Annotated in this window: 14 protein-coding genes and 3 pseudogenes; 8 read left to right on the top strand and 9 right to left on the bottom strand. The window is 69.3% G+C overall.

Annotated elements, in window-relative coordinates:
• The first annotated feature begins 552 nt into the window (after positions 1 to 552).
• A complete protein-coding gene (locus QMF80_RS27660) occupies positions 553 to 1,644 on the top strand; it encodes a hypothetical protein (RefSeq protein ID WP_283458051.1) in 1,092 nt (363 codons plus the stop codon).
• A 256-nt stretch (positions 1,645 to 1,900) separates the two neighbouring features.
• Here the strand turns inward: QMF80_RS27660 and QMF80_RS27655 are convergent, their stop codons facing one another.
• The gene (locus QMF80_RS27655) at positions 1,901 to 2,350 is read right to left on the bottom strand and encodes a hypothetical protein (RefSeq protein ID WP_283458049.1); all 450 of its coding nucleotides are present in this window, start codon (positions 2,348 to 2,350) and stop codon (positions 1,901 to 1,903) included.
• A 48-nt stretch (positions 2,351 to 2,398) separates the two neighbouring features.
• Between QMF80_RS27655 and QMF80_RS27650 the strand changes: the two genes are divergently transcribed.
• Positions 2,399 to 2,665, top strand: coding sequence for a hypothetical protein (locus QMF80_RS27650; protein ID WP_283458047.1), 267 nt, complete (start codon positions 2,399 to 2,401; stop codon positions 2,663 to 2,665).
• A gap of 50 nt (positions 2,666 to 2,715) precedes the next feature.
• Here QMF80_RS27650 and QMF80_RS27645 read toward each other — a convergent pair whose 3' ends face one another.
• From QMF80_RS27645 to QMF80_RS27625, 5 genes and pseudogenes are all read right to left on the bottom strand, one after another.
• The gene (locus QMF80_RS27645) at positions 2,716 to 4,197 is read right to left on the bottom strand and encodes an MFS transporter (RefSeq protein ID WP_283458045.1); all 1,482 of its coding nucleotides are present in this window, start codon (positions 4,195 to 4,197) and stop codon (positions 2,716 to 2,718) included.
• A 362-nt stretch (positions 4,198 to 4,559) separates the two neighbouring features.
• On the bottom strand, positions 4,560 to 5,192 hold the full coding sequence (locus QMF80_RS27640) for a hypothetical protein (protein WP_283458043.1): 633 nt from the start codon (positions 5,190 to 5,192) through the stop codon (positions 4,560 to 4,562).
• Positions 5,171 to 5,587 (bottom strand): annotated as a pseudogene (locus tag QMF80_RS38415) (DDE-type integrase/transposase/recombinase); the annotation flags it as partial. The pseudogene QMF80_RS38415 and the gene QMF80_RS27640, both read right to left, overlap by 22 nt.
• 80 nt (positions 5,588 to 5,667) lie before the next feature.
• Positions 5,668 to 6,195: a hypothetical protein gene (locus tag QMF80_RS27630; protein ID WP_283458041.1), complete on the bottom strand. Its 528-nt coding sequence runs from the start codon at positions 6,193 to 6,195 to the stop codon at positions 5,668 to 5,670.
• A gap of 143 nt (positions 6,196 to 6,338) precedes the next feature.
• A complete protein-coding gene (locus tag QMF80_RS27625; RefSeq protein WP_283458127.1) occupies positions 6,339 to 9,695 on the bottom strand; it encodes an ALF repeat-containing protein in 3,357 nt (1,118 codons plus the stop codon).
• 601 nt (positions 9,696 to 10,296) lie between these two features.
• Between QMF80_RS27625 and QMF80_RS27620 the strand changes: the two genes are divergently transcribed.
• The 3 genes from QMF80_RS27620 to QMF80_RS27610 all read left to right on the top strand — a co-directional run bounded on the left by QMF80_RS27620 (position 10,297) and on the right by QMF80_RS27610 (position 14,943).
• Positions 10,297 to 10,818 carry a hypothetical protein gene (locus QMF80_RS27620; RefSeq protein ID WP_283458038.1) on the top strand — a complete coding sequence of 174 codons (522 nt, stop codon included), beginning with the start codon at positions 10,297 to 10,299 and terminating at the stop codon, positions 10,816 to 10,818.
• A gap of 265 nt (positions 10,819 to 11,083) precedes the next feature.
• Positions 11,084 to 12,721 (top strand): trypsin-like serine protease, encoded by a 1,638-nt coding sequence (locus tag QMF80_RS27615; protein WP_283458036.1) that lies wholly within the window; start codon positions 11,084 to 11,086, stop codon positions 12,719 to 12,721.
• A 215-nt stretch (positions 12,722 to 12,936) separates the two neighbouring features.
• Positions 12,937 to 14,943: an RICIN domain-containing protein gene (locus QMF80_RS27610; RefSeq protein ID WP_283458034.1), complete on the top strand. Its 2,007-nt coding sequence runs from the start codon at positions 12,937 to 12,939 to the stop codon at positions 14,941 to 14,943.
• A gap of 200 nt (positions 14,944 to 15,143) precedes the next feature.
• On the opposite strand, the gene QMF80_RS27605 is transcribed toward QMF80_RS27610, so the two are convergent.
• Positions 15,144 to 15,452 carry a VOC family protein gene (locus QMF80_RS27605; protein WP_349372245.1) on the bottom strand — a complete coding sequence of 103 codons (309 nt, stop codon included), beginning with the start codon at positions 15,450 to 15,452 and terminating at the stop codon, positions 15,144 to 15,146.
• Positions 15,453 to 16,236: 784 nt separating this feature from the next.
• Here QMF80_RS27605 and QMF80_RS38410 point away from each other — a divergent pair.
• Positions 16,237 to 16,536 (top strand): annotated as a pseudogene (locus QMF80_RS38410) (DUF8832 domain-containing protein); the annotation flags it as partial.
• A 59-nt stretch (positions 16,537 to 16,595) separates the two neighbouring features.
• On the top strand, positions 16,596 to 17,807 hold the full coding sequence (locus QMF80_RS27600; protein ID WP_283458125.1) for a permease: 1,212 nt from the start codon (positions 16,596 to 16,598) through the stop codon (positions 17,805 to 17,807).
• Between the two features lie 673 nt (positions 17,808 to 18,480).
• On the opposite strand, the gene QMF80_RS27595 is transcribed toward QMF80_RS27600, so the two are convergent.
• Together QMF80_RS27595 and QMF80_RS27590 are read right to left on the bottom strand one after the other, a co-directional pair.
• Positions 18,481 to 19,206, bottom strand: coding sequence for a peptidylprolyl isomerase (locus tag QMF80_RS27595; RefSeq protein WP_283458031.1), 726 nt, complete (start codon positions 19,204 to 19,206; stop codon positions 18,481 to 18,483).
• Positions 19,207 to 19,284: 78 nt separating this feature from the next.
• Positions 19,285 to 19,638, bottom strand: a pseudogene (locus tag QMF80_RS27590) (transposase family protein); the annotation flags it as partial.
• A 59-nt stretch (positions 19,639 to 19,697) separates the two neighbouring features.
• On the opposite strand from QMF80_RS27590, the gene QMF80_RS27585 reads away from it, so the two are divergent.
• Positions 19,698 to 20,393, top strand: a complete 696-nt coding sequence (locus QMF80_RS27585) for an alpha/beta fold hydrolase (protein WP_283458029.1) — start codon at positions 19,698 to 19,700, stop codon at positions 20,391 to 20,393.
• Positions 20,394 to 20,603 lie beyond the last annotated feature (210 nt).

The following is a 20,603-nucleotide window of genomic DNA, read 5'->3' as shown; positions in this document are numbered from 1 at the left end:
CGGTCGATCAGGTCGGCCACGGCACGCGCCGACGCCGGTACGTGCGTACAGCACTGCCCTACTCTCGGGTTCGAGGAGCGTATGTGGTGAGAGGGCCCCACATTTTCCCGGCTCTGGGAAAGTGCTTCGTTCCGTATGGAGTGCGCGACAGGTGTCGCGCACCGGGGCGGAGTCAGCCTGGTGCCCTTCTTCGAGAGTCTGCAGGCGCATCTGTCTGGCGCCTACGTCATCCAGGCGGCCTCGGAGTATCGCCGACAAACCTGGCCTCGACCTCTACACTGAACATCTCATTGCGTAGGAGGGGGTGGTGCGATGCGCAGGGCAATCAGAGCTGCGGCCGTCGTGGCATTAGTGAGCGTGCTCGGGGCTTGCGGGGGTGGAGGCTCGGGCACCGATATACCCCAGGACACACAGTCCCCGTCTAAGCATCCAAGCACAGCTACCACCGGGCTCCGACTGTCGGTTCCATCGGCGTTCGACGGGACCAAGGGCTGGACACAGCCAGCCAGTTCCGACACTCACGTTGCTGTCGCACCCACCGCCGCCCTGGTAGTGACAGTCACCAAGGTGCCAGACGGATACGTACTGACGGCCAAAGACCTCGCTACCGGCGCGGCACGCTGGTCCACGACGCCGTGGTGGCCATTCGATTCCGTCCGCAACGAGCTGCCTCGCCCGGAGATCGTCACCGCCGGCGGGAAGGACTACGTCGCACTGTCGATCAGCGGAAACCCCGGCGATGGCACACTGACCAAAGGCACACCGACCATCCGCATCGCGGTCTATCCGACGGATGCTGCAGGCAGCACGGCTGCCCCCCTACGAACCATCGACATCCCGGCACAGGAACCCGTCGCGCTTCCGTCCGCTCAGGGTGCCCTGCTGGCCTATTTCGGCGATCATCAAGCCGTGACAGCCGTGGACGTGACGACGGGGAAGATCACGTCGTACTCCACTGACGATGTGGGGAAGCCCCCCGACGCCGAGGCCTGCAGGCTGTGCGGTCACGGTAACGCCAGCGCCGGCGTCACCTCGAGCGGTCCGCTGGTTCGGGGTGGCGGAAACGATTTTTGGGTACCCGGTGCCTGGTACAGCCCCTCTAACGTCCCCCAGGGCGCCGAGGCTCCGGGCGGGTACGGAGAGATGTCACAGACCCTCACGGTGATCGACGACCGGATAATCGCCGGCTGGCCGGCGATGGGGAAGGACGGCAGGGACAGCGACGCCCGCGTGTGGGCAGTGCATGACATGTCCACCGGCAAAGTGAAAGCGTCGACGACTTGTGCCGCCGGCAGCCCGCGCGGCTCCAAACCCGAAGACGTCCGCCCCGTGTTCTCGGCGGACCATCGCTATCTCGTATACGGCATCCTGGCTTTCGACCTCGCCACTGGCCAGGGACGTTGTAAGGGCGACACGGCCACTGACAAGGGGGTCGTCTTCACGTCCGTCGACAAGGATGGCACCGCCTACGGACATACTGACGGTGGTGACGCCTCGGCGCCGGTCGCCCTCGCCATCGACAGTGGAACGGTCACTGTGCAGCCCCCCGGTACCGAGATCCCCACCATGATTCTCGAAAACGAGGCTGTCTACCTGAGCGAGGACGACAACAGGTACAGCGTGGCGGTGTGCCCGCGCCGTTGAGGCGATCGTCGCCGGGGCCGACGCCCGCGCACGCGGCATCCGGGTCCACCCGGCCGCCGCCGCGGCCGCGCTCGCCGTGTCCTCGGCAGGCACGCACTACGCCGCGGACCGCCGCGTGCCGGGCAACGGCCTGCTGGAGAAGACCGCCACCAAGACCGGCAAGGGCGGCTTCTCCACGCTGGCCGACTTCGGAATCAACGGGGCGTTCCAGCTCGGCTTTCTCTGCACCAACGGCAGGAGCCAGGGGCGGCAGGTTCTATGGTGCGGGCGTGGCCGTAGGCCCCTGGACTTCCAGGACGACAGCCGTGCCACCGATGGTCCGGTCTTCGTGCATCGTGGTCGTCTGGCCGGGCTGGAGGTGTCGCCACTGCGAGGGGTCGAGGGGGCACGTCGCACCGAGGAACGCTCGCCGGGCCCCAGGGCGTGGGTGAACTCGACCCACAGGCGTGCGGGATTCGTAGCAGCGCCAATGGCACCAGGCTGCGCTTTTCTCCAGCCGCATCTGCCCGGCGGCCGCGGCGAGGCTTTCCCAGAAGTCGAGCGGAAGCGGGCGGACGTCACCGAGTTCCTCCAGGAGTCCAAGGGCCACCTCCCACTCGTCGTGGGCGAGGTAGTCCCAGACGTCGTTGATCGTGATGTCGTTCTCGGTGGCGATCTCTGCGGGGACCAGCAGGGAGGCGGCTTCCAGCAGCTCGGGGACGTCCATGCGGTGATTTCTGGACCACGGTCTCCTGGCGGCGGCAGGAGGTGCCCGATGACCTCCATTGAGCAGGTCGCGACCCTGGCGACCTTCGGGGCGGTGTGGGCGGTTCTCTCCGTCGGTCACAACCTCGCGGCCCACGTGATCAGGCAGACCGACCAGCAGGCCGAGGGACGGCGTGAGCCCGCGGCGGGGCTGGGGTGTGTGCCTGGGACACGTAGCTTCTGTTGGCGCAGGACGGAGGCATCGGCTGACTGGCTGACGTTTGCACTGGTCAGCAGTTTGGTGCTGACCGCCGTCGTGTGCGACAGGTGTCGTTGACAACGGCGGCCGGCGCGATGCGGGGAGCGGGGCGCGGGCACCGGGGTGGATCAGTCGGCCTGGCTGTCCGCGCGCTTGGGCAGGCTGAACATCAGGGCCCACATCAGCGCGAAGGCGCTGCCGACCCACCAGAGCACGCCGGTGAACGCGTCGCGGTTGACTGCGGCGTCGGGCGAGCCGCCCGTGGTGGAGAAGAACACCAGGGCGGTCAGCGCGGTACCGAGGGCGATGCCGAAATTGACCGCGGTGTTGAACAGGCCAGAGGCCGATCCGGCGTTCTCGTGGGGGACCTTGGCCAGGGACATGTCGGCGAGCGGTCCGCCGAGCGTGCCGAAGGCGAGGCCGAGGAGCAGGAGGGGGGCCGTCATCGCGAGGAGGGTCAGGCCGGCCTGGCGGCTGCTGATCTGGATTCCGTAGAGCGTCATCGAGGCGACAGCGAACAGGGCTCCGGTCTGTGGCACGCGGCGCCCGTAGCGCCCGGTGGTCTTCATCGCGATGACTGCGCCGGCCACCTCACCGCATGCGATCAGCACGAAGGCCACGGCTGCCTGGAGCGGGCTCATGCCCAGGCCGCGCTGCAGGTACAGCGTCCAGGTCATGAAGAACATCCCGGACAGCAGCCCCATGAGGAGCTGCGCGGACAGGCCGCCGGAGAACGCCTTGTTCTGGAAGAGGGACAGGACGACGAGCGGGGTGTCCTTCCCGCGTTGGTGGCGCAGGAAGATGCCAAGGACGAGGAGACCTCCGGCGAGCATGGCGATCGACCAGAGCGGCCGGTGCTGGGTGTGGCCCTCGGTGAGCGGGAAGACGATCAGGACCACGGCGAGCGCGGACAGCAGCATGCCGGTGAGGTCGAGGCGCTCTGCCTTGGGTGCGGTGGACTCGGTGATGAAGTGCCGTCCGAGAATGACTACGGCGAGGCCGATGGGCAGGTTGATCAGGAAGATCGGCCGCCAGCCCAGTCCGAGAAGGTCCGCCTCGGTGAGCACGCCGCCCAGGACCGGACCCAGAACGGCGCCGACGGACAGGACCGCCCCGTAGAGGGTGAAGGCCCTGCTGCGGTGCTTGGCGTCAGCGGCGTCGAAGGTGACGTGGAGGGTCGCCAGGATCTGCGGGATCATCACCGCCGCTCCGCCGCCCTGGAGGACGCGGGCCGCGATGAGCATGCCCGTACTGGTGGCGAGCCCGCACAGCAGTGACGCGAGGGTGAACACGGCGGTGCCGATGAGGAAGATCTTGCGCCGCCCGTAGGTGTCGCCGAGCCTGCCGCCGGTGATGAGCCCGACGGCGAGGGTCAGTGCGTAGCCGGCGGTCAGCCACTGCACGGCGGCCGGTGAGGCGCCGAGCGACTGCTGGAGGGTGGGGACGGCGGTGAGGACGACCGACTGGTCCAGGACGTCCATCAGCTCGGCCACCAGGACCACCACGAGGGCGATCTTGGCGGCCAGGGCCATCCTGGAGGAACTGCCGGCCTGGGCCGACGAGGGGTCGGTGGTGTGCTGCGGCTCGTTGTCGAGCGCGGGGGAAGCCACGGTGGACCTCCTGATTCAAGGAATCGGGGAGCTCGCCGTCAGCCGCGCCGGGGCCGGACAACACGAAACCCGGGGCAGACGGCAGAGCTGCACCCGGAAAACGACAGGAAACTGCGGGGGTGGGTGAAGCAACTCAGGCCAGTGCGACGTCCGCCCCCGTACACGTTCGAAGAATCAGAACGCGGGGAAACGCGGACGGCTACTTGGCCTGGGGATACAAGCTCACCTCAAGGTCGTGGATCAGGGAGTCCGAACACTGCCGCCGAAATCCGACGCAGGGACTCATCTACGGTACGACACCTCCTGCACTCTGCGCACGCGAGATATCGCCTGGAAGGCCTCGCAGGGCCTGATCAACCGGGTCACCGGGACCGGTGAGGGATGCTGTTCAGCTGGGTCATCCGCTCTCGGTTGGTGGCTCGGGATGCCTGGAGGTCTTCTTCGCGTTCGGAGAGCTGGTCGCGGAGCTCGACGACCTGTTGCTCAAGGTGGTCGATCTTCCGCTTGAGGGTGTCTGTGTCGGTGGGAGCACCGAGGCCACTGGCGCGCCAGGCGTCCTGGCCGAAGCTTCGGACAGGCGTTGTTCGAGGCGAGCGACGTGTCCCGCAAGGGCGGGTGTTGCGTTCGGCGAGGTTGGCCAGATCGCTCAGCAGGGAGTTCCGGGTGACCTGCGGTCCGGTGGTGTTGTCGAGCGGTTGGGCGGCCTGGGCTACCACCGCTGCGTGGACGTCGCCGCGGCGGTAGTTCAGGCTGCGGTGGACACCGGCCGGGCGGGCTACGGCGGAGACGCTGATCGGCTGGCCGTCGCGGGTCAGGACGTCGAGCGCGGCCAGCACGCGCCTGCGGCGGCGGGTGCCCAGGCACCGGAACCGGAACGGGCAGGCATGTCCGCCGGCTTTGACGTTGCTGGGCTCGGCGCAGATCCCGAACGGTACGGCGACCTGCCCGACCCGCATCCGCAGCCCTTCCACCATCAGCAGAGAGATCCGCCGCAATCGCACTGCCTGCCCGCTTCCCGGACCAGCCGTCCGTATGGGCCGCGCACTTGCACGTGGGGGCGTGAGCGCGCGGTCCCGCCGAGTCGCCGTCCCGGACGGGACGGGGCGGGCCCGCCCCGTCCGGGACGGTGGCGAGGGCGGTCCCGATCACGTTCGCCGGGCCGGCCCGGTCGCAGGGGGAACCGTTGCCCCGGATCCTGCGTGACCCAGCCCTTCACGGCGCGTTCACGCTGCCTCGTCGGCTGGTGGGAGTTCTCGGCCCGGTTGTTCAGGCTCGTGTGGGAGCGGTGCTCGACGGAGGGCACGACCTCGCGGTGGGCGGCGCCGTAGGAGCGCAGCTTGTCGGTGACGATCACACGGGGCACCGCCCGGGACAGTGCCCTGCCGAGTAGTCCGGCGACGGGGCGGCCCTCGGGAGTGTGCGTCGGTGAGGTGGCGGTTCACGGAGGTCGAGGGGGCGGCGCGGCACGCGTCAGACCCGCCAGGCCCTTTCCAGCGCTTCGCTGAGTCCCGAGCCCTTCGGCCAGGGCGTCAGCAGTCCCAGGCGGCCGACCACCTGTCCCAGCCAGTCGGGGTCACCGAGCCGCTGCGCCTCACCGGCGGCGACGACCTGCGACAGCAGTTCCTGCAGCAGCACCGTGTCGAAGAGACGGTAGGCATGCGCATGCCGGGCAAAGGTCAGCTTGCGGTCCTCGTAGGGGTGACGGAGCGTCATATCGAGATGGCCACCGCCGCGCCCGTTGAAGGGGCCGGGGAGGTTGCCGAGCATGCCCAGCAGCGAGTACTGCCCGTGATTCGGGTGGCCGCGCCCGATGACCACCCCGACCCCGAGCATGATCCTCGACCACGGGATCGACTCGCCGTCCCCGCCGCGCCCGTGCCGGTACAGCCCCTCGGCGCGGAACTCGATCCAGGAGCCACCGGGTCGGCCGGGGTCGCCAACTACCCAGGTGCCGTTCACACGTTCCAGCGGTCCCAGGGCCGTGCGCGTATCCGCCATGGGTTCATTTGAGCACATGCTCCCACGGGCCCACGGACCCACGGACCCACGGACGGGCCACCGGCCGGTGGCCGGCCGTGCCCGTGCACGGGCCGACGGCAGCTCTGCCGTCGGCCCGTGCAGCACTTGTGCGCCGTGTCCCGTCAGAAGAGGGACAGCAGGCTGGTGACCGGCGATACGAGGTCGTGCCCGAACTGCGTGATTTTCGTGGCGACGGTCCCGGCGCCCACAGCACCGATCCACTTGGACTGGCCGAAGGTGAGGACACCCAGGGCGGTGCTCGCGAGGGAGGACTTGAACTGGCTGCTCGTCCACCCGTAGCCGATCCCGGTGAACAGCGTACTGAGCCCGGAGAAGGCCATGGAGGTGTAGCCGAAGCCGGTCGCGAGACCCTCGATGAACGGGACCGCGGGCGGGAAGAACATCCCGATGCCCAGGCCGGCCAGGCCGGTGAAGGCGGAGGCGAATCCGAACATGATGCTGAGGGCGTTCGTCGCGTCCGCCATCCACCGCGCGTCCTCCTTCCACCAGGGAAGGCCGCCCTTGACGCTGTCGTTCTCCGGCTTGTCGGCCGGGTTCAGCCCGGCGCCCTTGGCCGCCTTCGCTTCCTCGGCAGCCTTCTTGGCCGCGGCCGCGACTTCGGCCGTCCGCTTGTCCAGGGCGATCTGGTGGGCCTGGCTCGCCGCCGTCGCTGCGGTCTTCGCGTCCTGGCCGGCCTGCACCGCGGAGGAGTGGGCGGAGGCGGCGGACGCCTGGGCGGCGTTGGCGGAGGCGACCGCGTTGAAAGCGGCGTCCACCGCGCGGTTGGCCGAGTAGTTGGCCGAACGCGCGGCGGTCCGGGCCGTGGCGGCCGCCTGCTTCGCCTTGTCGGCCGAAGCCTGAGCGGACGCGGCCGACTTCTCGGCGTTGCTCGCGAGCGTATCCGCGTCCCGCGCGGAGGTGGCCGCGTTCGAGGCCGACTGGGTGGCCTTGTTCGCCCAGTCCAGCGCCTCGTTGGCGGCATTGCGGGCCTTGGCAGCCGCCTCCTGAGCGCGGGCCGCGTCCTCCTGAGCCTTGTGCGCGATCTTCGCGGCCGCGGCGATCGCTCCCTGCATCGCGGCGATGTGGGTGGCCGAGTCGTAGTCCAGCTGCGCGGTCTTGTGCTGGACCGAGGCGATGAAGTTGCGGCGCATCCATGCCGGACCCTCCATCGCGGCCTGCGCGTGGGACTTGGTGTACGGTCCCCCGGTGCTGAGCAGGGTCGCGGTGGCGACGGTGTCGTCCTCCTGCTGCGCCGCCTCGTACGTGCTGCCGAGGAATTCGTAGAGGGCGCCGGGGGTTCCGGCGTTGAGTGCGTCGTTCGCCGCCTTCGTCACCGCACGGCCGGGGTTGTTGGCCAGGACCCGGTTGACCGCGACACGGTTGTCCATCGCGGCGGCCTGGATCACTCCGGTGCTGAGGAAGTCCGTCGCGGCGTCCGGGGCGCTGCTCGCCAGTGCCGTGGTCGCGGCGGAGGCGATGTCCGGAGCGCAGGTCTTGGCGAGGTAGAGACTGGTCTCCCGGTCGTCCTGGCGCTGCGCGATCCGCCGGTCGGTGTCGATCCAGACGTGTACGTCCGAGTCCGTGCCCGCCAGCGCGAACCGGGCCGCCTCCTGCGACCAGGATCCCTTGGAGGCCATCAGGGCAATGGCCGCCTTGCGTCCGAGCGTGGCCGCACCCCCCAGGTCACCCGTCCTGAGGGCGGACTCGGCCTGGGTCACGAAGTCCTTGGTGGCCTGCTCGGCCTGCTCGGCCTGGGTGCGCCGTTTGGCGTAGTCGGCCTTCTCCTGCACTTCGGCCTGCGCCAGCAGGCGGGTCTCCTCGATCGCCTGCTTCATGTCCTGGTCCAGGCGCTGCCATTCGGCCTCGCGCGCGCTCTTCTCCACCGCGACCGCCTGAATGACGGCGTCGGTGGCGGTGTTCGCGGCCTTGGTGGCTTCGTTGGCGAACTCGGTGGACTTCTTCGCGTACTCCACCGCCTGGCCGGCGTACTGGACGGCCCAGTCGGCGGCGGCAGCCGACTTCTCGGCGTGGTCGGCCGCGCTGTTCGCGGCATCGCGCGCGGTCCGCGCGGCGGTCGCCGCGGCGTTGGCCAACACCTGGGCGGTACCAGCGGCGTTGGTGGCGATCTGGGCGTTGGCGCCGGCGATCTGCGCTTGCCGCTTGGCCTCCGCGGCCTCGGCCTGGGCCGCGCCCGCGGCACTGGCCGCGGCGGCCGAAGCGTTCGCGGCGGCCGAAGCGTTGCGTGCTGCCGAGGCGGCGGCGTCCCCGGCCCCCGCGGCCTGGGACGCCGCACCGGCGGCGAAGTCGGCGGCCGTAGCGGCACTGCGTGCCTGGGCCGCGGCGGTGCGAGCGGCGACGGCGGCGTCCTTGCAGGCGGCTGCCTGAGAGGCGTCCTTGGAGGCGGCGATGGCAGCGCCGTACGCCCGGGCGGCAGCGGAGCCCGCGCTGGCCGCGGCCTGACTCGCGGCAGCGGCCGCGTAGGCGGCCCGGCGCGAGGCCTGAACAGCGGCGTTGGACGCGCTCATGGCGACCCGAGCGGAGTCGGCCGCGCCCTTCGCCGCCTCTCCGGCGTTGCGGGCCGCCTTACCGGCCTTGGCCACGTCGTTCTGGGCTGCCTGGGCCTCGGCCGCGGCGTTCTCCGCCGCTTCCTTGGCCTTCGACGCCGCCTCGACGGCCCGGGCGCCGGCCTCCACGGCTTGTTTCGTCATCGCATCGGCCTTCTTGCCTTCGCGCTGGACGACCGCCACGAGTTCCTGGATCTTCGAAGCCTCCTGGTCGCGGGCCCGGGCGATGTACTGGCCGGTCTCAAGGAACCATTCGACGTCGGCTGCGGAGCCGGAGAGCGCCCGGGAGGCGTACTTCTGCACCTCCGGACCTGCCTGCATCATCAGCTTGGAGGTCTCGACGCGCATGTCCTCCTCGCGGGCCGCGTACTGCCCGTCGGTGAGGAACGTCTCCAACGCGGCCTGGGAGCCGTCGTTCAGGGCGGCGTTGCCGACGCGGTTCACGGCCTTGCCGCCACTGGCCATCACCGTGGCGGTGGCGACCCGCAGGTCTTCGGCGATGGCGCCCTTGAAGCCGCCCCCCAGGTAGGCGGCGATGGTGGAGTCACCGCCGTTGATCGCAGCGACGGCTTCGCGCCGGCTGCCCTTGCCGCCCCGTACCAGGGAGGTGATGATCGCGACCCGGTTGTCCATGGCCGTGTCCGACGGCAGTTTCACGGCGAGGAAGTTCTGTACCTCCGCGTCGGATCCGGTCAGCGCCGCTGCCGCTGACGCACGAACGGCTTTGCCACCCAGCAGCCACGCCTTGACGACCTTGGCCCGGTCGGTGTCCGGCAGCAGGAAGGGGTCACCGTTGTCGTCCGCCGGCGGCGCGGCGGCCCACGCGGCCGCTGGGTTGAGCACGAGGCTGGAGGTGGTGATGGCGGCCGTGGTTGCCGCGACGGCGCCGAGGATGCGCCGCCTGCTCCAATACATGGTGTCCAAAACGGTCCTTAGGGATCAGTGCCTGGTGTGCGGCGCGCGCGTGACGGCATCGCCAGACAGCGAGTTGTTTTGGCTGCGCCCATGCTCCCCGGCCTGTAAGGAAATCGGGGGGAAGTGATGGGCACGCGCCACGACCCTATGCGTCAAAGAGCGGGTTGAACACCCGTCACCTCGAATCGGCAGACGCCGCACGATCCTCGTCAAAACCTGGAATGAAACCTTCCGCAGGCAAGGTGTGGAATTCACTATTCCGAAACAGCGAGAGGCGCGGGCAAACGTGGTGCACGTCACGTACCAGGTGGCCGACTTGCCCTATTTTGTCACCAATATATGGATGGACGAGCATCGAGGCAGATGTTTCTATACGGAGGGCCCTGCGGGACTGCACACTTCCCGCCATCCGCCATCTCCCTTTTCTTTACGGGGGGTTACGGAAAACTGGGCACGTAGTTACGATCTTGCTGGGAGTGGGGGACTTCCAGGGGTGATGAGCTCGCGTTCGAGCGCATTCCCCATTGGTCATTCATGGCCTTCACCTCCGCGTTGGCACACGTTGCGGGACTCACTCCCGGAACCGACGACTAGGACAGCGATGAAGGTAAGCAAGGCAATTGTGCGCTCCGTTGGCGCGGCCGTGGGCGCGGGCGCCCTGGCATGGGTCGCGATCGCGAGCGGCGTGACGGGCGGGACGGCCGTCACCGCAAGTGGTTCCGGTATGAAGGCGGTTGCCGAAGAGGGTCCCGGTTACGCCGTAGAGGACTTCGGGTACCCGAACGCGGACAAGGTTCTCGCGGAACAGCACATCACGCTGAAGCGCGGTGACGGCCATATCCTTCTCGCCGACTGCGCGAGCGCGAGCGATCTGCTCGAGGTCTGGTCCCGTACGAACGACAAAATCTGCTTCCGTATCACGGGCAACCAAGGATATCTGACCCTGGAAATTCCTTCGGTCTTCAGCATCAAGGGGAACTCGTACGCCACCCGGGTCGACATGTCCGTGGGCGCGGAGTCCAAGACGTTCGACGTGAACAAGGGCACCTGGACTCCGGTCGGTGAGAGCGCGGACGAGCAGGGGCGTGACTTCATGCTCATGGAAATCAGGTCTTCCAAGTAGCAGTGGCAGGACCGGTGACTTCCGTTCGCGAAGTCCCCGAATCCTGTTCCCGCACGCTGAATCAGATCCGGCCGACGGAAGTCTTCCCGGTAACGGCTTCGCGGATTCACCGGAATCCACATCGCCCGCAGTCCGGCGACGCGCGATCGAGGCGAAAGACCCCGACCGAATCCGCCGGGGCGTACGACGTGCGCGACCGAAGACGCACCTTTCGGCAGCACCCTCGATCGATTTCCTACGCACTTGATCAACTGAAGGAAGACGCATGTCTGCACTCCGTCTGCGCTCGGCACGGATGGCTGGCCTCCTGGTCTCCGCCACCGCGGTTTCGGCAGGTCTGATCCCGTCCGTTCCCGCCCTGGCGATGACTGGTCCCGAGGCCGCCACCGGGCAGCTTGTGAACGTCGCGAAGCTGAACATCGGCGACGAAGCCCACTCCCGCGCCTGTACCGCGACGCTGGTCGACCAGTGGTGGATCGCCACCGCCGCCAGTTGTTTCGCCACCACGCCCGGTGCGCAGGTCCCCGCCGGGAAGCCCGCGCTGAAGAGCACCGCCACCCTCAGCAGCGGCCAGGCCGTCGAGGTCGTCGAGGTCGTGCCCCGTACGGACCGAGACCTGGTCCTGGCCCGCCTCGCCGACCCCGCCACCGGGGTCACGGGCATCAAGCGCGGCGTCGCGGCACCGGCCGTCGGCGCCGACGTCACGTCGGCCGGGTTCGGCCGTACGAAGACCGAGTGGGTGCCCGACAAGGCGCACACCGGCATGTTCACCGTCGACGCCGCCGACCCCACCACGCTGACCATCACCGGCAAGGGCACGGACGCCATCTGCAAGGGCGACACCGGCGGCCCACTGCTGAACGCGGCCGGCGAGTTGATAGGCGTCAACAGCCGCTCCTGGCAGGGAGGGTGTCTGGGTACGGCCACCACCGAGACCCGCACCGGGGCCGTCTCCGCACGGATCGACGACCTCAACGACTGGGTGCAGCAGGCGAGGGCCCTGACGCCGGGCTGGAAGGCCGAAACCCTCGTGCGGGCGGGGACCGGCCTCTACCAGGGCATCCGCCTGGCCGACGGATCCTGGACCGGTTTCACAGACGTGCAGTCCAAGGCCGGAAACATCGGCGGCGTGCGCACAGCCGCCGCCGCCGGGATCAACGGCGACACGCACGTGGTGGCGCTGGGTACGGACGGCCGCCTTCGGCACACGGTGCGTAAGGCGAACGGCAGTTGGGGCGCGTTCGGTGACCTCTCCGCCGAAGCCGGCGCCCTCCCCAACATCACCCAGGTCTCCACCGTCTCCATCGGCGCCGACCTCCACGTCGTGGTGGTCGCGGGCGGCAAGGTGTTCCACACCGTGCGCAACGCCACCGGGAACTGGACCGCCTTCGGTGACGTCGCCGCCGCAACGGGCCCGATCGGCACCGTCACCTCCGTCGCCACCGCCAGCTCCGGGGGCGAGCTCCACGTCGTCGCCGTCAGCGGCGGCAAGGCCTTCCACACCATTCGCCGGACCACCGCTCACTGGACCACATGGGGGGACGTCGCACAGGCCGCCGGCGCCAGCGGCCCCATCAGCTCGGTGAGCATGGCGGGTGCGGGCGGCGACACCCACCTCGTCATCGCCACCGACAACGGCACCCGCCAGTACCACTCGGTCCGTTACGCCAACGGCACCTGGGCGCCCTTCGGTGACCTCAAAAGCAGCCTCGGCACCCTGACGGCCACCTCCATCGGCGCCGGCACCGTCGACGGCGAACTCCAGCTCGCCGTCACCACCAGCGACAACCGGATCCTGCACATCATCCGCCACACCGACCGCACCTGGTCTCCGGTCACCTCGGTCAACACCCAAGGCGTCGCCGGAACCCTGGGCCCGGTCTCCCTCGCCGCCACCCTCTGACCCACCGGACTCCATTCCCCGCGGGGCCGCGTGGCGCCGCGGGGACCGGTACACGCTCGGGCGCGGCCCTCTCGAAGGAGCAGGAGCCGTGCTGCTTCCGCCCGGCAGGCCCCACGGGCCCGGGCGGCGGAGCCATCCGCACCTGACGCGCTCGAGGGTGTGTCCGCACCGTGGTCCGACCGGATTCCGCTCCTTCCCATACCAAGAGGATCATCATGTCCGTACATGGTTCGCGCACCGCGTGGGCTGCCACCCTGGTCGCTACGACAGTAGGAGCTGGACTCCTCACCATTGCCCCCGCCACGGCCCTCGCGGGCACCGACGCCCCCGGTACCGGCTACGGCTTCGCGGCGAAGGTCACCATCGGTGACAAGGCCTCCTGTTCCGGCGCGCTGGTCGACGCCCAGTGGGTGATGACCGCCGCGTCCTGCTTCCGGGACGGCGCTGCGCCGGTCCCGGCCGGGAAGCCGGCGCTGAAGACGACGGTGACCGTGGGCCGCACCGATCTCACGCAGTCGACGGGCACCGTGGTCGAGGCAGTGGAGCTGGTGCCGCACGCGGACCGCGACCTGGTGATGGTCAAGCTCGCCTGGCGGGTCGTCGGGGTGGATCCGGTCAAGGTCGCCACCACCGCCCCGGTGGCCGGTGAGCAGCTGACGTCGCTGGGGTTCGGGCGGACGAAGACGGAGTGGGTTCCGGACAAGGCGCACACGGGGGTCTTCACCGTGGCCTCCACGGACAGCGGTGCGCTCGGTCTGAACGCGTCCGGTGACACGGTGGTCTGCAAGGGTGACACCGGCGGGCCGGCCCTGCGGCAGCAGGGCGGTGCGGTGGAGCTGGTGGCCGTTAACTCGCGTTCCTGGCAGGGCGGTTGCCTCGGAACGGCTCCGGCCGAGACCCGTACCGGCGCGGTCGCCGTGCGCTTGGACGATGTGGCGGCCTGGATCGACCAGGTCCGCAAGACCACGCCCGCAGTGCGGCTGGCGTCGTTGGTGCCCAAGGTCACCGGTGTGATGACGACCGGCGATTTCAACCGGGACGGGCGCACCGATGTCGCTGCCGTCACCGATGACGGAAACTTGCACACCTTCGCCGGCCGCCCCGACGGCACCTTCGAGTACGGCCGCGCTCTGTGGACGTCCGACGGCAGCTGGGGTGGCGCTACGAAGATCATCGGCGGTGACTTCAACGGCGACGGAATCACCGACATCGCCGCGGTATGGAGCACGGGCGCGTTGCGCCTGTACACCGGTCAGCCGGACGGCTCCCTGGCCTCGGCCAAGTCCATGTGGGGCGACCAGACCACCAACTGGAACGTCATGCTCCAGCTGACCCGCTACAAGGCGGACGGCTCCGGGCGTGACGGGCTGCTCGCGGTCTGGGGCTCCGGCAGTTCCAAGGGCTCCCTCTACGCGTACCTGACCGGTTCGGACGGCGTGCTCAATGGCCAGAGCCGCAAGATGTGGCCGGACGCCACCTGGCTGAACATACAGAAGATCACCACCGGTGATTTCAACAATGACGGCCGCGACGACGTCGTCGCCATCGCCGCCGACGGCGCCCTGCGGCGCTACAGCGGGAACACCGCGGGGGGCCTCGACGACGGGGTCTCCATGTGGCCCGACACCAGCTGGAACGGCATGTCCGTCATGTTGTCGGGTGACTTCAACGGCGATGGCAAGGCCGACCTCGGCGGCCTGTGGAACAACCAGCAGCGCTTCAACTTCTACAAGGGCAACGGCCAGGGCGCCCTGGCCTACGGCGCCAATGCCTGGCCCTCGCCCGTACCCGTGCCCGCTGGCGGCCGGATCCGCAACGTGAACAGCGGCAAGTGCCTGGAGATCACCGACTCCAGCAAGGACAACGGCGCCCTCGCCCAGCAGTGGACCTGCGGCTCCCAGGGCGGCGCGCAGTGGGAGTACCGGCCGACCGCCACCCCGGGCGTCTACCAGATCGTCAACGTCAACAGCGGTAAGTGCCTGGAGATCCTCAACTCCAGCAAGGACAACGGGGCCCGTGCGCAGCAGTACACCTGCTACGACATCCCCACCATGCAGTGGACGATCACGCAGGCCGGCAGCACCGTCAGCCTGAACATCAGCAACGTCAACAGCGGCAAGACCCTGGAGATCAGCAACTCCAGCAAGGACAATGGCGCACCCGCCCAGCAGTGGGGGCACTCCCCCGACCCTGCCTACCCGGGCCAGAGCTGGTACCTGTAACCAGGAGCGCCCCGGGCGCACCGCAGACGGCCGACCGCCCTACGCACACGCAGGGCGGTCGGCCGTTCGCGCGCCCGGCCCGCGCCCGTTCCGCTGCGCGTCCCCCGGCCTGTGCGGTGCCGCACAGGTGGTCGGGGTCGGCCGGTGCCTCGCGTCATGCCGCGGGACGCGGCTGGCCCCGAGGCGGTCGCCGCCCTTCCTCAGCGGCTGACGTACTCATAGACGCCGCCGTCCGGATGGCGCAGCACGGCACGGTGCCCGTTCGGCGTGGGCATCGCGGCGGCGACAAGTGTGGCGCCGGCCGCCACGGCACCCGATATGGCCTGGTCCAGGTCCGGCACCGACAACGTCGCGGCCACACCCGCGAAACGCCCAGCCGCCTCTTCCGAACCGGTGAAGAGGAGGAAGGCGCCGACAGCGGCCAGTTCCAGGCCCGCGAACTGGAACCTGTTGGCTGCCTCCCCGGTGAGCTGCTCGTAGAAGGGCACCGCAGCTTCGAGGTCGTCCACGCGTCGGCGCAAGGTCACTGAAGTAATCCTCATACGCACATACTTGCACCCCTTCGTCGGCTGCTGCGTGTCTGCGGACGCTCCGCTGCGGCCACGACGTGGACACCGATACGAGGCGTCGCCGGTTCGCGTCCTGGCTCCATGCCATGGGGTCGGTGTCCGCACAGGCACATCGCGACCGGTCAGGTCGTGTGGGCTCCGGCGCCACCCCCGAGGCTGCTATGTCGTGTCGAGCGGCTTGAATAAGCTATTCGGTGCTCCCGGTTTTGGTGCGGTCAGTCCGTTCGAGGGTCTTGAAGATCGAGCGGAAGATGACTCGCTTGAGGCATCTCTGTGCGCCTCAAGGGGTCTTCCCCTCGCGGATTCTGCGGGCGACGTATGCCTTCGTGACGGGGTCAAGCCGCATGCGGGATCAAGGTGATGGTGATTCTGGAGTCCGCTCTCGAGGGCGAGATCACCGACCACCTTGGCCATGAGAAGCACGAGAGGACAGAGTCGGGCAACACCCGCAATGGCGTCCGGCACCTGGACCGCGGACCTGGACACGCTCGCGCCCGGATCGCGGCGCCTGTTCGCCTCGTTCACCCCTGACAGGGGGCCAGGAGAGGCGCCGCGTACGTCCCGTCCCGCACCGTCGCCGTGCCCGGTGTCGAGACGAAGGCGCCGCTGCCGGCCGCGGCCAAGACGGCGGATGTCGACGGGTACAGCGCCACCGTCAAGGGCGATCCCATGGCCGCGATGGGGCACCCGCTGACCGTGACCGTCACCAAGGACGGCACAGCCCGTCAGCGACCTCCAGCCCTACCTGGACACCTACGCCCGCCTGACCGCCTTCCACGAGGGCGACACCGCGTTCGCCCACCCGCACCCGACCACCAAGGTCAACGGCGACCACGGCGGACCGAAACTGTCCTTCCATGCGGAACTGCCGACCCCCGGGAACTGGCGGCTCTTCCCGCAGTTCCAGACCGGCGGCAAGCTCCACACCGCAGCCCTGACCCTGAACGCGTCGGCTGAACCCCCGCGCGGGGCGCCACCCACCGGGCGGCGCCCCGCGCCCAGCCCGCCGCCCCGTACCGCGTAGGTGCAACGTGTGTGTCGGTGGGCCCCATGCCGTGCGCTTCTCGGAAGGCTTCAGGGATGATCCACGCCGTACTGCACGCACTGTCGATCGCCGGTTCCATGACCTGGGAGATCACCTGGGCCCTGATCCTGGGCTTCGCCCTGTCCGCCGTCGTCCAGGCCGTCGTCCGTAAGTCCACCGTCGTCTCCCTGCTCGGCGACGACCGCCCCCGCACCCTGGCCATCGCCGCCGGTCTCGGCGCCGCCTCGTCCTCGTGCTCCTACGCGGCCGTGGCCCTGGCCCGCTCGCTGTTCCGCAAGGGCGCGAACTTCACCGCCGCGATGGCCTTCGAGATCGCCTCCACCAACCTCGTCGTCGAACTCGGTGTCATCCTGGCTCTGCTGATGGGCTGGCAGTTCACCGCGGCGGAGTTCGTCGGCGGCCCCATCATGATCGTCGTGCTGGCAGTGCTGTTCCGTCTTTTCCTGCGCGGCAAGCTCCTGCGCCAGGCCCGCGAACAGGCAGCACGCGGGCTCGCCGGCTCGATGGAGGGACACGCGGCGATGGACATGTCCGTCCAGCGGGAGGGCTCCTTCGCCCGTAGGCTGTTCTCTCGCGAGGGCTTCACCTCCACGAGCCACGTCTTCGTCATGGAATGGGCGGCGATCCTGCGCGACCTGATGATCGGCCTGCTCATCGCCGGCGCCATCGCCGCGTGGGTGCCTGACTCCTTCTGGCGCACGTTCTTCTTCGACGGCCACCCGCTGGCATCCAAGCTGTGGGGCCCGCTGATCGGCCCCCTGGTCGCGATCGCCTCGTTCGTCTGCTCGATCGGCAACGTGCCGCTCGCGGTCGTCCTGTGGAAGGGCGGCATCAGCTTCGGCGGAGTCGTCGCGTTCATCTTCGCCGACCTGCTGATCCTGCCGATCCTCAACATCTACCGGAAGTACTACGGCACGAAGATGACGCTCTTCCTCCTCGGCACGCTCTACCTCTCCATGGTCGTCGCCGGCTACATCGTGGAGTTCACCTTCAGCGGCTTGGGCCTCATCCCCGACCGGGCCGACGCAAGGATCCCCATGGAGGGCGTCACCTGGAACTACACGACCTGGCTCAACATCGCCTTCCTCATCCTGGCCGCCGCACTCCTCACCCGGTTCTTCCGCAGCGGCGGCATTTCAATGCTCCGCATGATGGGAGGACCCCCCACCGCAGAACACGATCACTCAGCCCACCAGCACACCAGCCCGCGCCAGGACCCCGGCGAACCGCACGGGGGCCACCACCGCTGACCACCGCCCCCTCTCTCCAGCCGGGGGCGGAGCCGGCCCTCCACCCCCGGACCGATCCGCCCGCGTCCCTCGCACTGACCAGCCGCGACATCGGCGTCGTCACCAGCTTGTCCGAAGCTGGCACCTCGACCATCGGACGGCGCCAGCGCCCCGACGGCGCATGCCTCCTGGTTCCCGCCGGGACCGGCGGCCGCACCTGGCCGGAACCCGGGGACAGGCCGCCCGCGTGGCGGAAAACAGCGACGACGTTCGGCACAGGCCCTACGGTCGATACCGCTGGTGATCATTCCTGGGGGGACCGTCGTCGCTGACCTGCGTGCACTGTTCGGCTCGAACGATCCATCTTCGTTCACCAGCGCGGAGGCGTTCACCGACCGCCGCAGCCAATGGGTCGCGGTGGCCACGGCCCTGGGCGAGCACCTTGCCCGCGTCGCTGGCCGGTAGCGCGTACATCTTCGGTGAACAGGGGCCGCTCGGCGAGGCGGCGGGCGGGGGGATTGCTGGGCGAGGCCGACGGTGCGGGTGACCAGGTCGAGGTCGAATGCGTCCAGCAGGCCGACGCTGCGCAGCAGGCGGCGTTCCTCGGCGGTCAGGTCGGACAGGGTGCGGGCCAGGAGCGCTGGGAAGTCGCCGTCGAAGTCGGCCGGGGTGGGAGTGCGGCCGCTGCGGGGCGTCAATGCCGGCAGGACGGCCGGACGCGGAGCAGCTCGGTCCGCAGGACGGGTGTGCCGTCGACCGATGCCGGGTTCTCCGCGGTCGGCTCGATTCCTCCGGCGGCGACTTTGTCGAGTGTTACCAGACCGTCGGGGCCGACCGTGCCGAACACCGTGTAGTTCGGTCGCAGTGCGGAGTCGCCGTAGACGACGAAGAACTGTGAACCGTTCGTGTCCGGACCGGCGTTGGCCATCGCCAGCAGGCCGCGCCCATAGAGGCGGCGCGCGCCGGTCGGATCGGTCGGTGCGGGCGGCAAGTCCACCGGCAGCTCGTCCTTGTACTTGTACCCGGGCCCGCCCTCACCGGTACCGGTCGGGTCGCCGCACTGCAGGACCTTCAGCGTCGGATACGCCGTCAGACGGTGGCACACCGTTCGGTCGTAGAACCCATGCCGTGCCAGGTGCAGGAAACTCTGGACCGTGCACGGCGCCTTGGCCTGGTCCAAACGCAGCGGGAGCGGACCCTGGCTGGTCGCAACAGCCATATCAACCGTGCCACGGCTGGGGGTGCGCCGTGGGTCAGGCGGCAGCGGAACAGGGCGCGCGGGCAGCTCTTCCGGGGTCTGTGTGTACTGGCAGGGGCCGTGCGTGGTGCGCGGCGGAGCGCCGTCGGAAGCGGTGGCGGCGCTTCCCCCGGACACGACTATCGTCACGGCCGCTAATGCGCTGATCAGTGCTCGGTTCATCTTGCGCGCCCTCCTGATGATCGCCAGTTTCGGAGCGCTCGCAGTCTAGATGAATGAGTCCAAGGGGTGTCGTTGCGGTCAGTGGTCGTAGGCGATCAGTGACCGCTTGACCGGCTGCCCAGTCTTGTCGTTGTGCCAGATCGCCGCCGTGAGTGCGAGGATCCGGCACAGGACGCGGGAGGCCACCCCTGCCGGGCTCTTGCCGCCGTGTCGTTCCAGGTCGAGCTGCCCCTTGAAGGTCTGGTTGATCGACTCGATGACTTGCCGCAGCGGCTTGAACAGGTGTGCCCCGGCCCGCTCGGCCTCCCCCTTGCGGGCCGGTCGCAGCAATTCCAGGTGACGCTCGGCAAGGTCGTGCTCGAACTCGCGGCCGAAGTAGTTCTTGTCCCCGATGATCGTCTGGCCCGGGTGGGCGGCTTCGACGTCGGGCGCGCGCGCCCACGGTGGTGCTCCTGCATGGCCTGGCCGGCTCGACGGCATGGTGGGATCCAGTGCTGCCGGCATTGCGGGACCTGCACGTGGTGCGGGTGGACCTGCTCGGACACGGCACATCAGCCAAACCGGCCGATGGCTACGGCATCGCGGAGCAGGCACGCCGGGTCGGCGCTGTACTCGACAAGCTCGGGGTGCGCCGCGCGACCGTCGTCGGGCATTCGACCGGCGGCGCCGTCGCCACGTCGCTGGCCGAGCAGCGCCGCGACCTGGTGGCGGCGATCGCGCTGATCGATACCGGCCCCCGGGTGGACGCGTTCCTCGGCGACAGCTTCGCCGGCCGCCTGATGACCGCGCCGGTGGTAGGGGAACTGCTCTGGCGGCTGCGCACCGACAGCTTGATCCGCGACGCGGTGAGCACCGCGTTCACCCGCAGGGTGCGGACCCCCGACCAGATGATCGCTGACATCCGGGGCATGACGTACCGCAGCCTCGCCGCGACGAAGGAGGAGTCCACCGCGTACGTGAAGGAACAACCCATCCCCGACCGACTCGCCGGCCTCGACCTGCCCACCCTGGTCATCTTCGGCTCCCGGGACCGGCGATGGCAGCCGTCCTCCGCCCAGGACTACCGCCGAGTCCCCCACGCCCGGATCGAGATCCTGGACGGTGTCGGCCACACGCCCATGTTCGAGGACCCCGACACGACCGGAGCCCTCCTGCATGGCTTCGCCCTCGAAACCGCGTCACGCTGACCGGGCATCATCACTCATCTACCCCAGCCGCCGCGCCTGGCGCAGCCCGACATCAACGGGCAACGTCCTCTCGTGCCGCATGGCGCGCGTTTGCCAACGGCGTCGCCTTCCGAAGCCAGCGGTGCTCTCCGCTCCCCGTACGGGGAGCGGTCCCCGGGGGCCCCGTCCCGGACAGGCCCCGTTGAGGGTACGGATCCGGCATGCCTCCAG

Origin of the sequence: Streptomyces sp. G-G2 (assembly GCF_030063135.1) — a bacterium.
Classification (GTDB): domain Bacteria; phylum Actinomycetota; class Actinomycetes; order Streptomycetales; family Streptomycetaceae; genus Streptomyces.
This window is presented reverse-complemented; position numbering and strand designations above follow the sequence as displayed.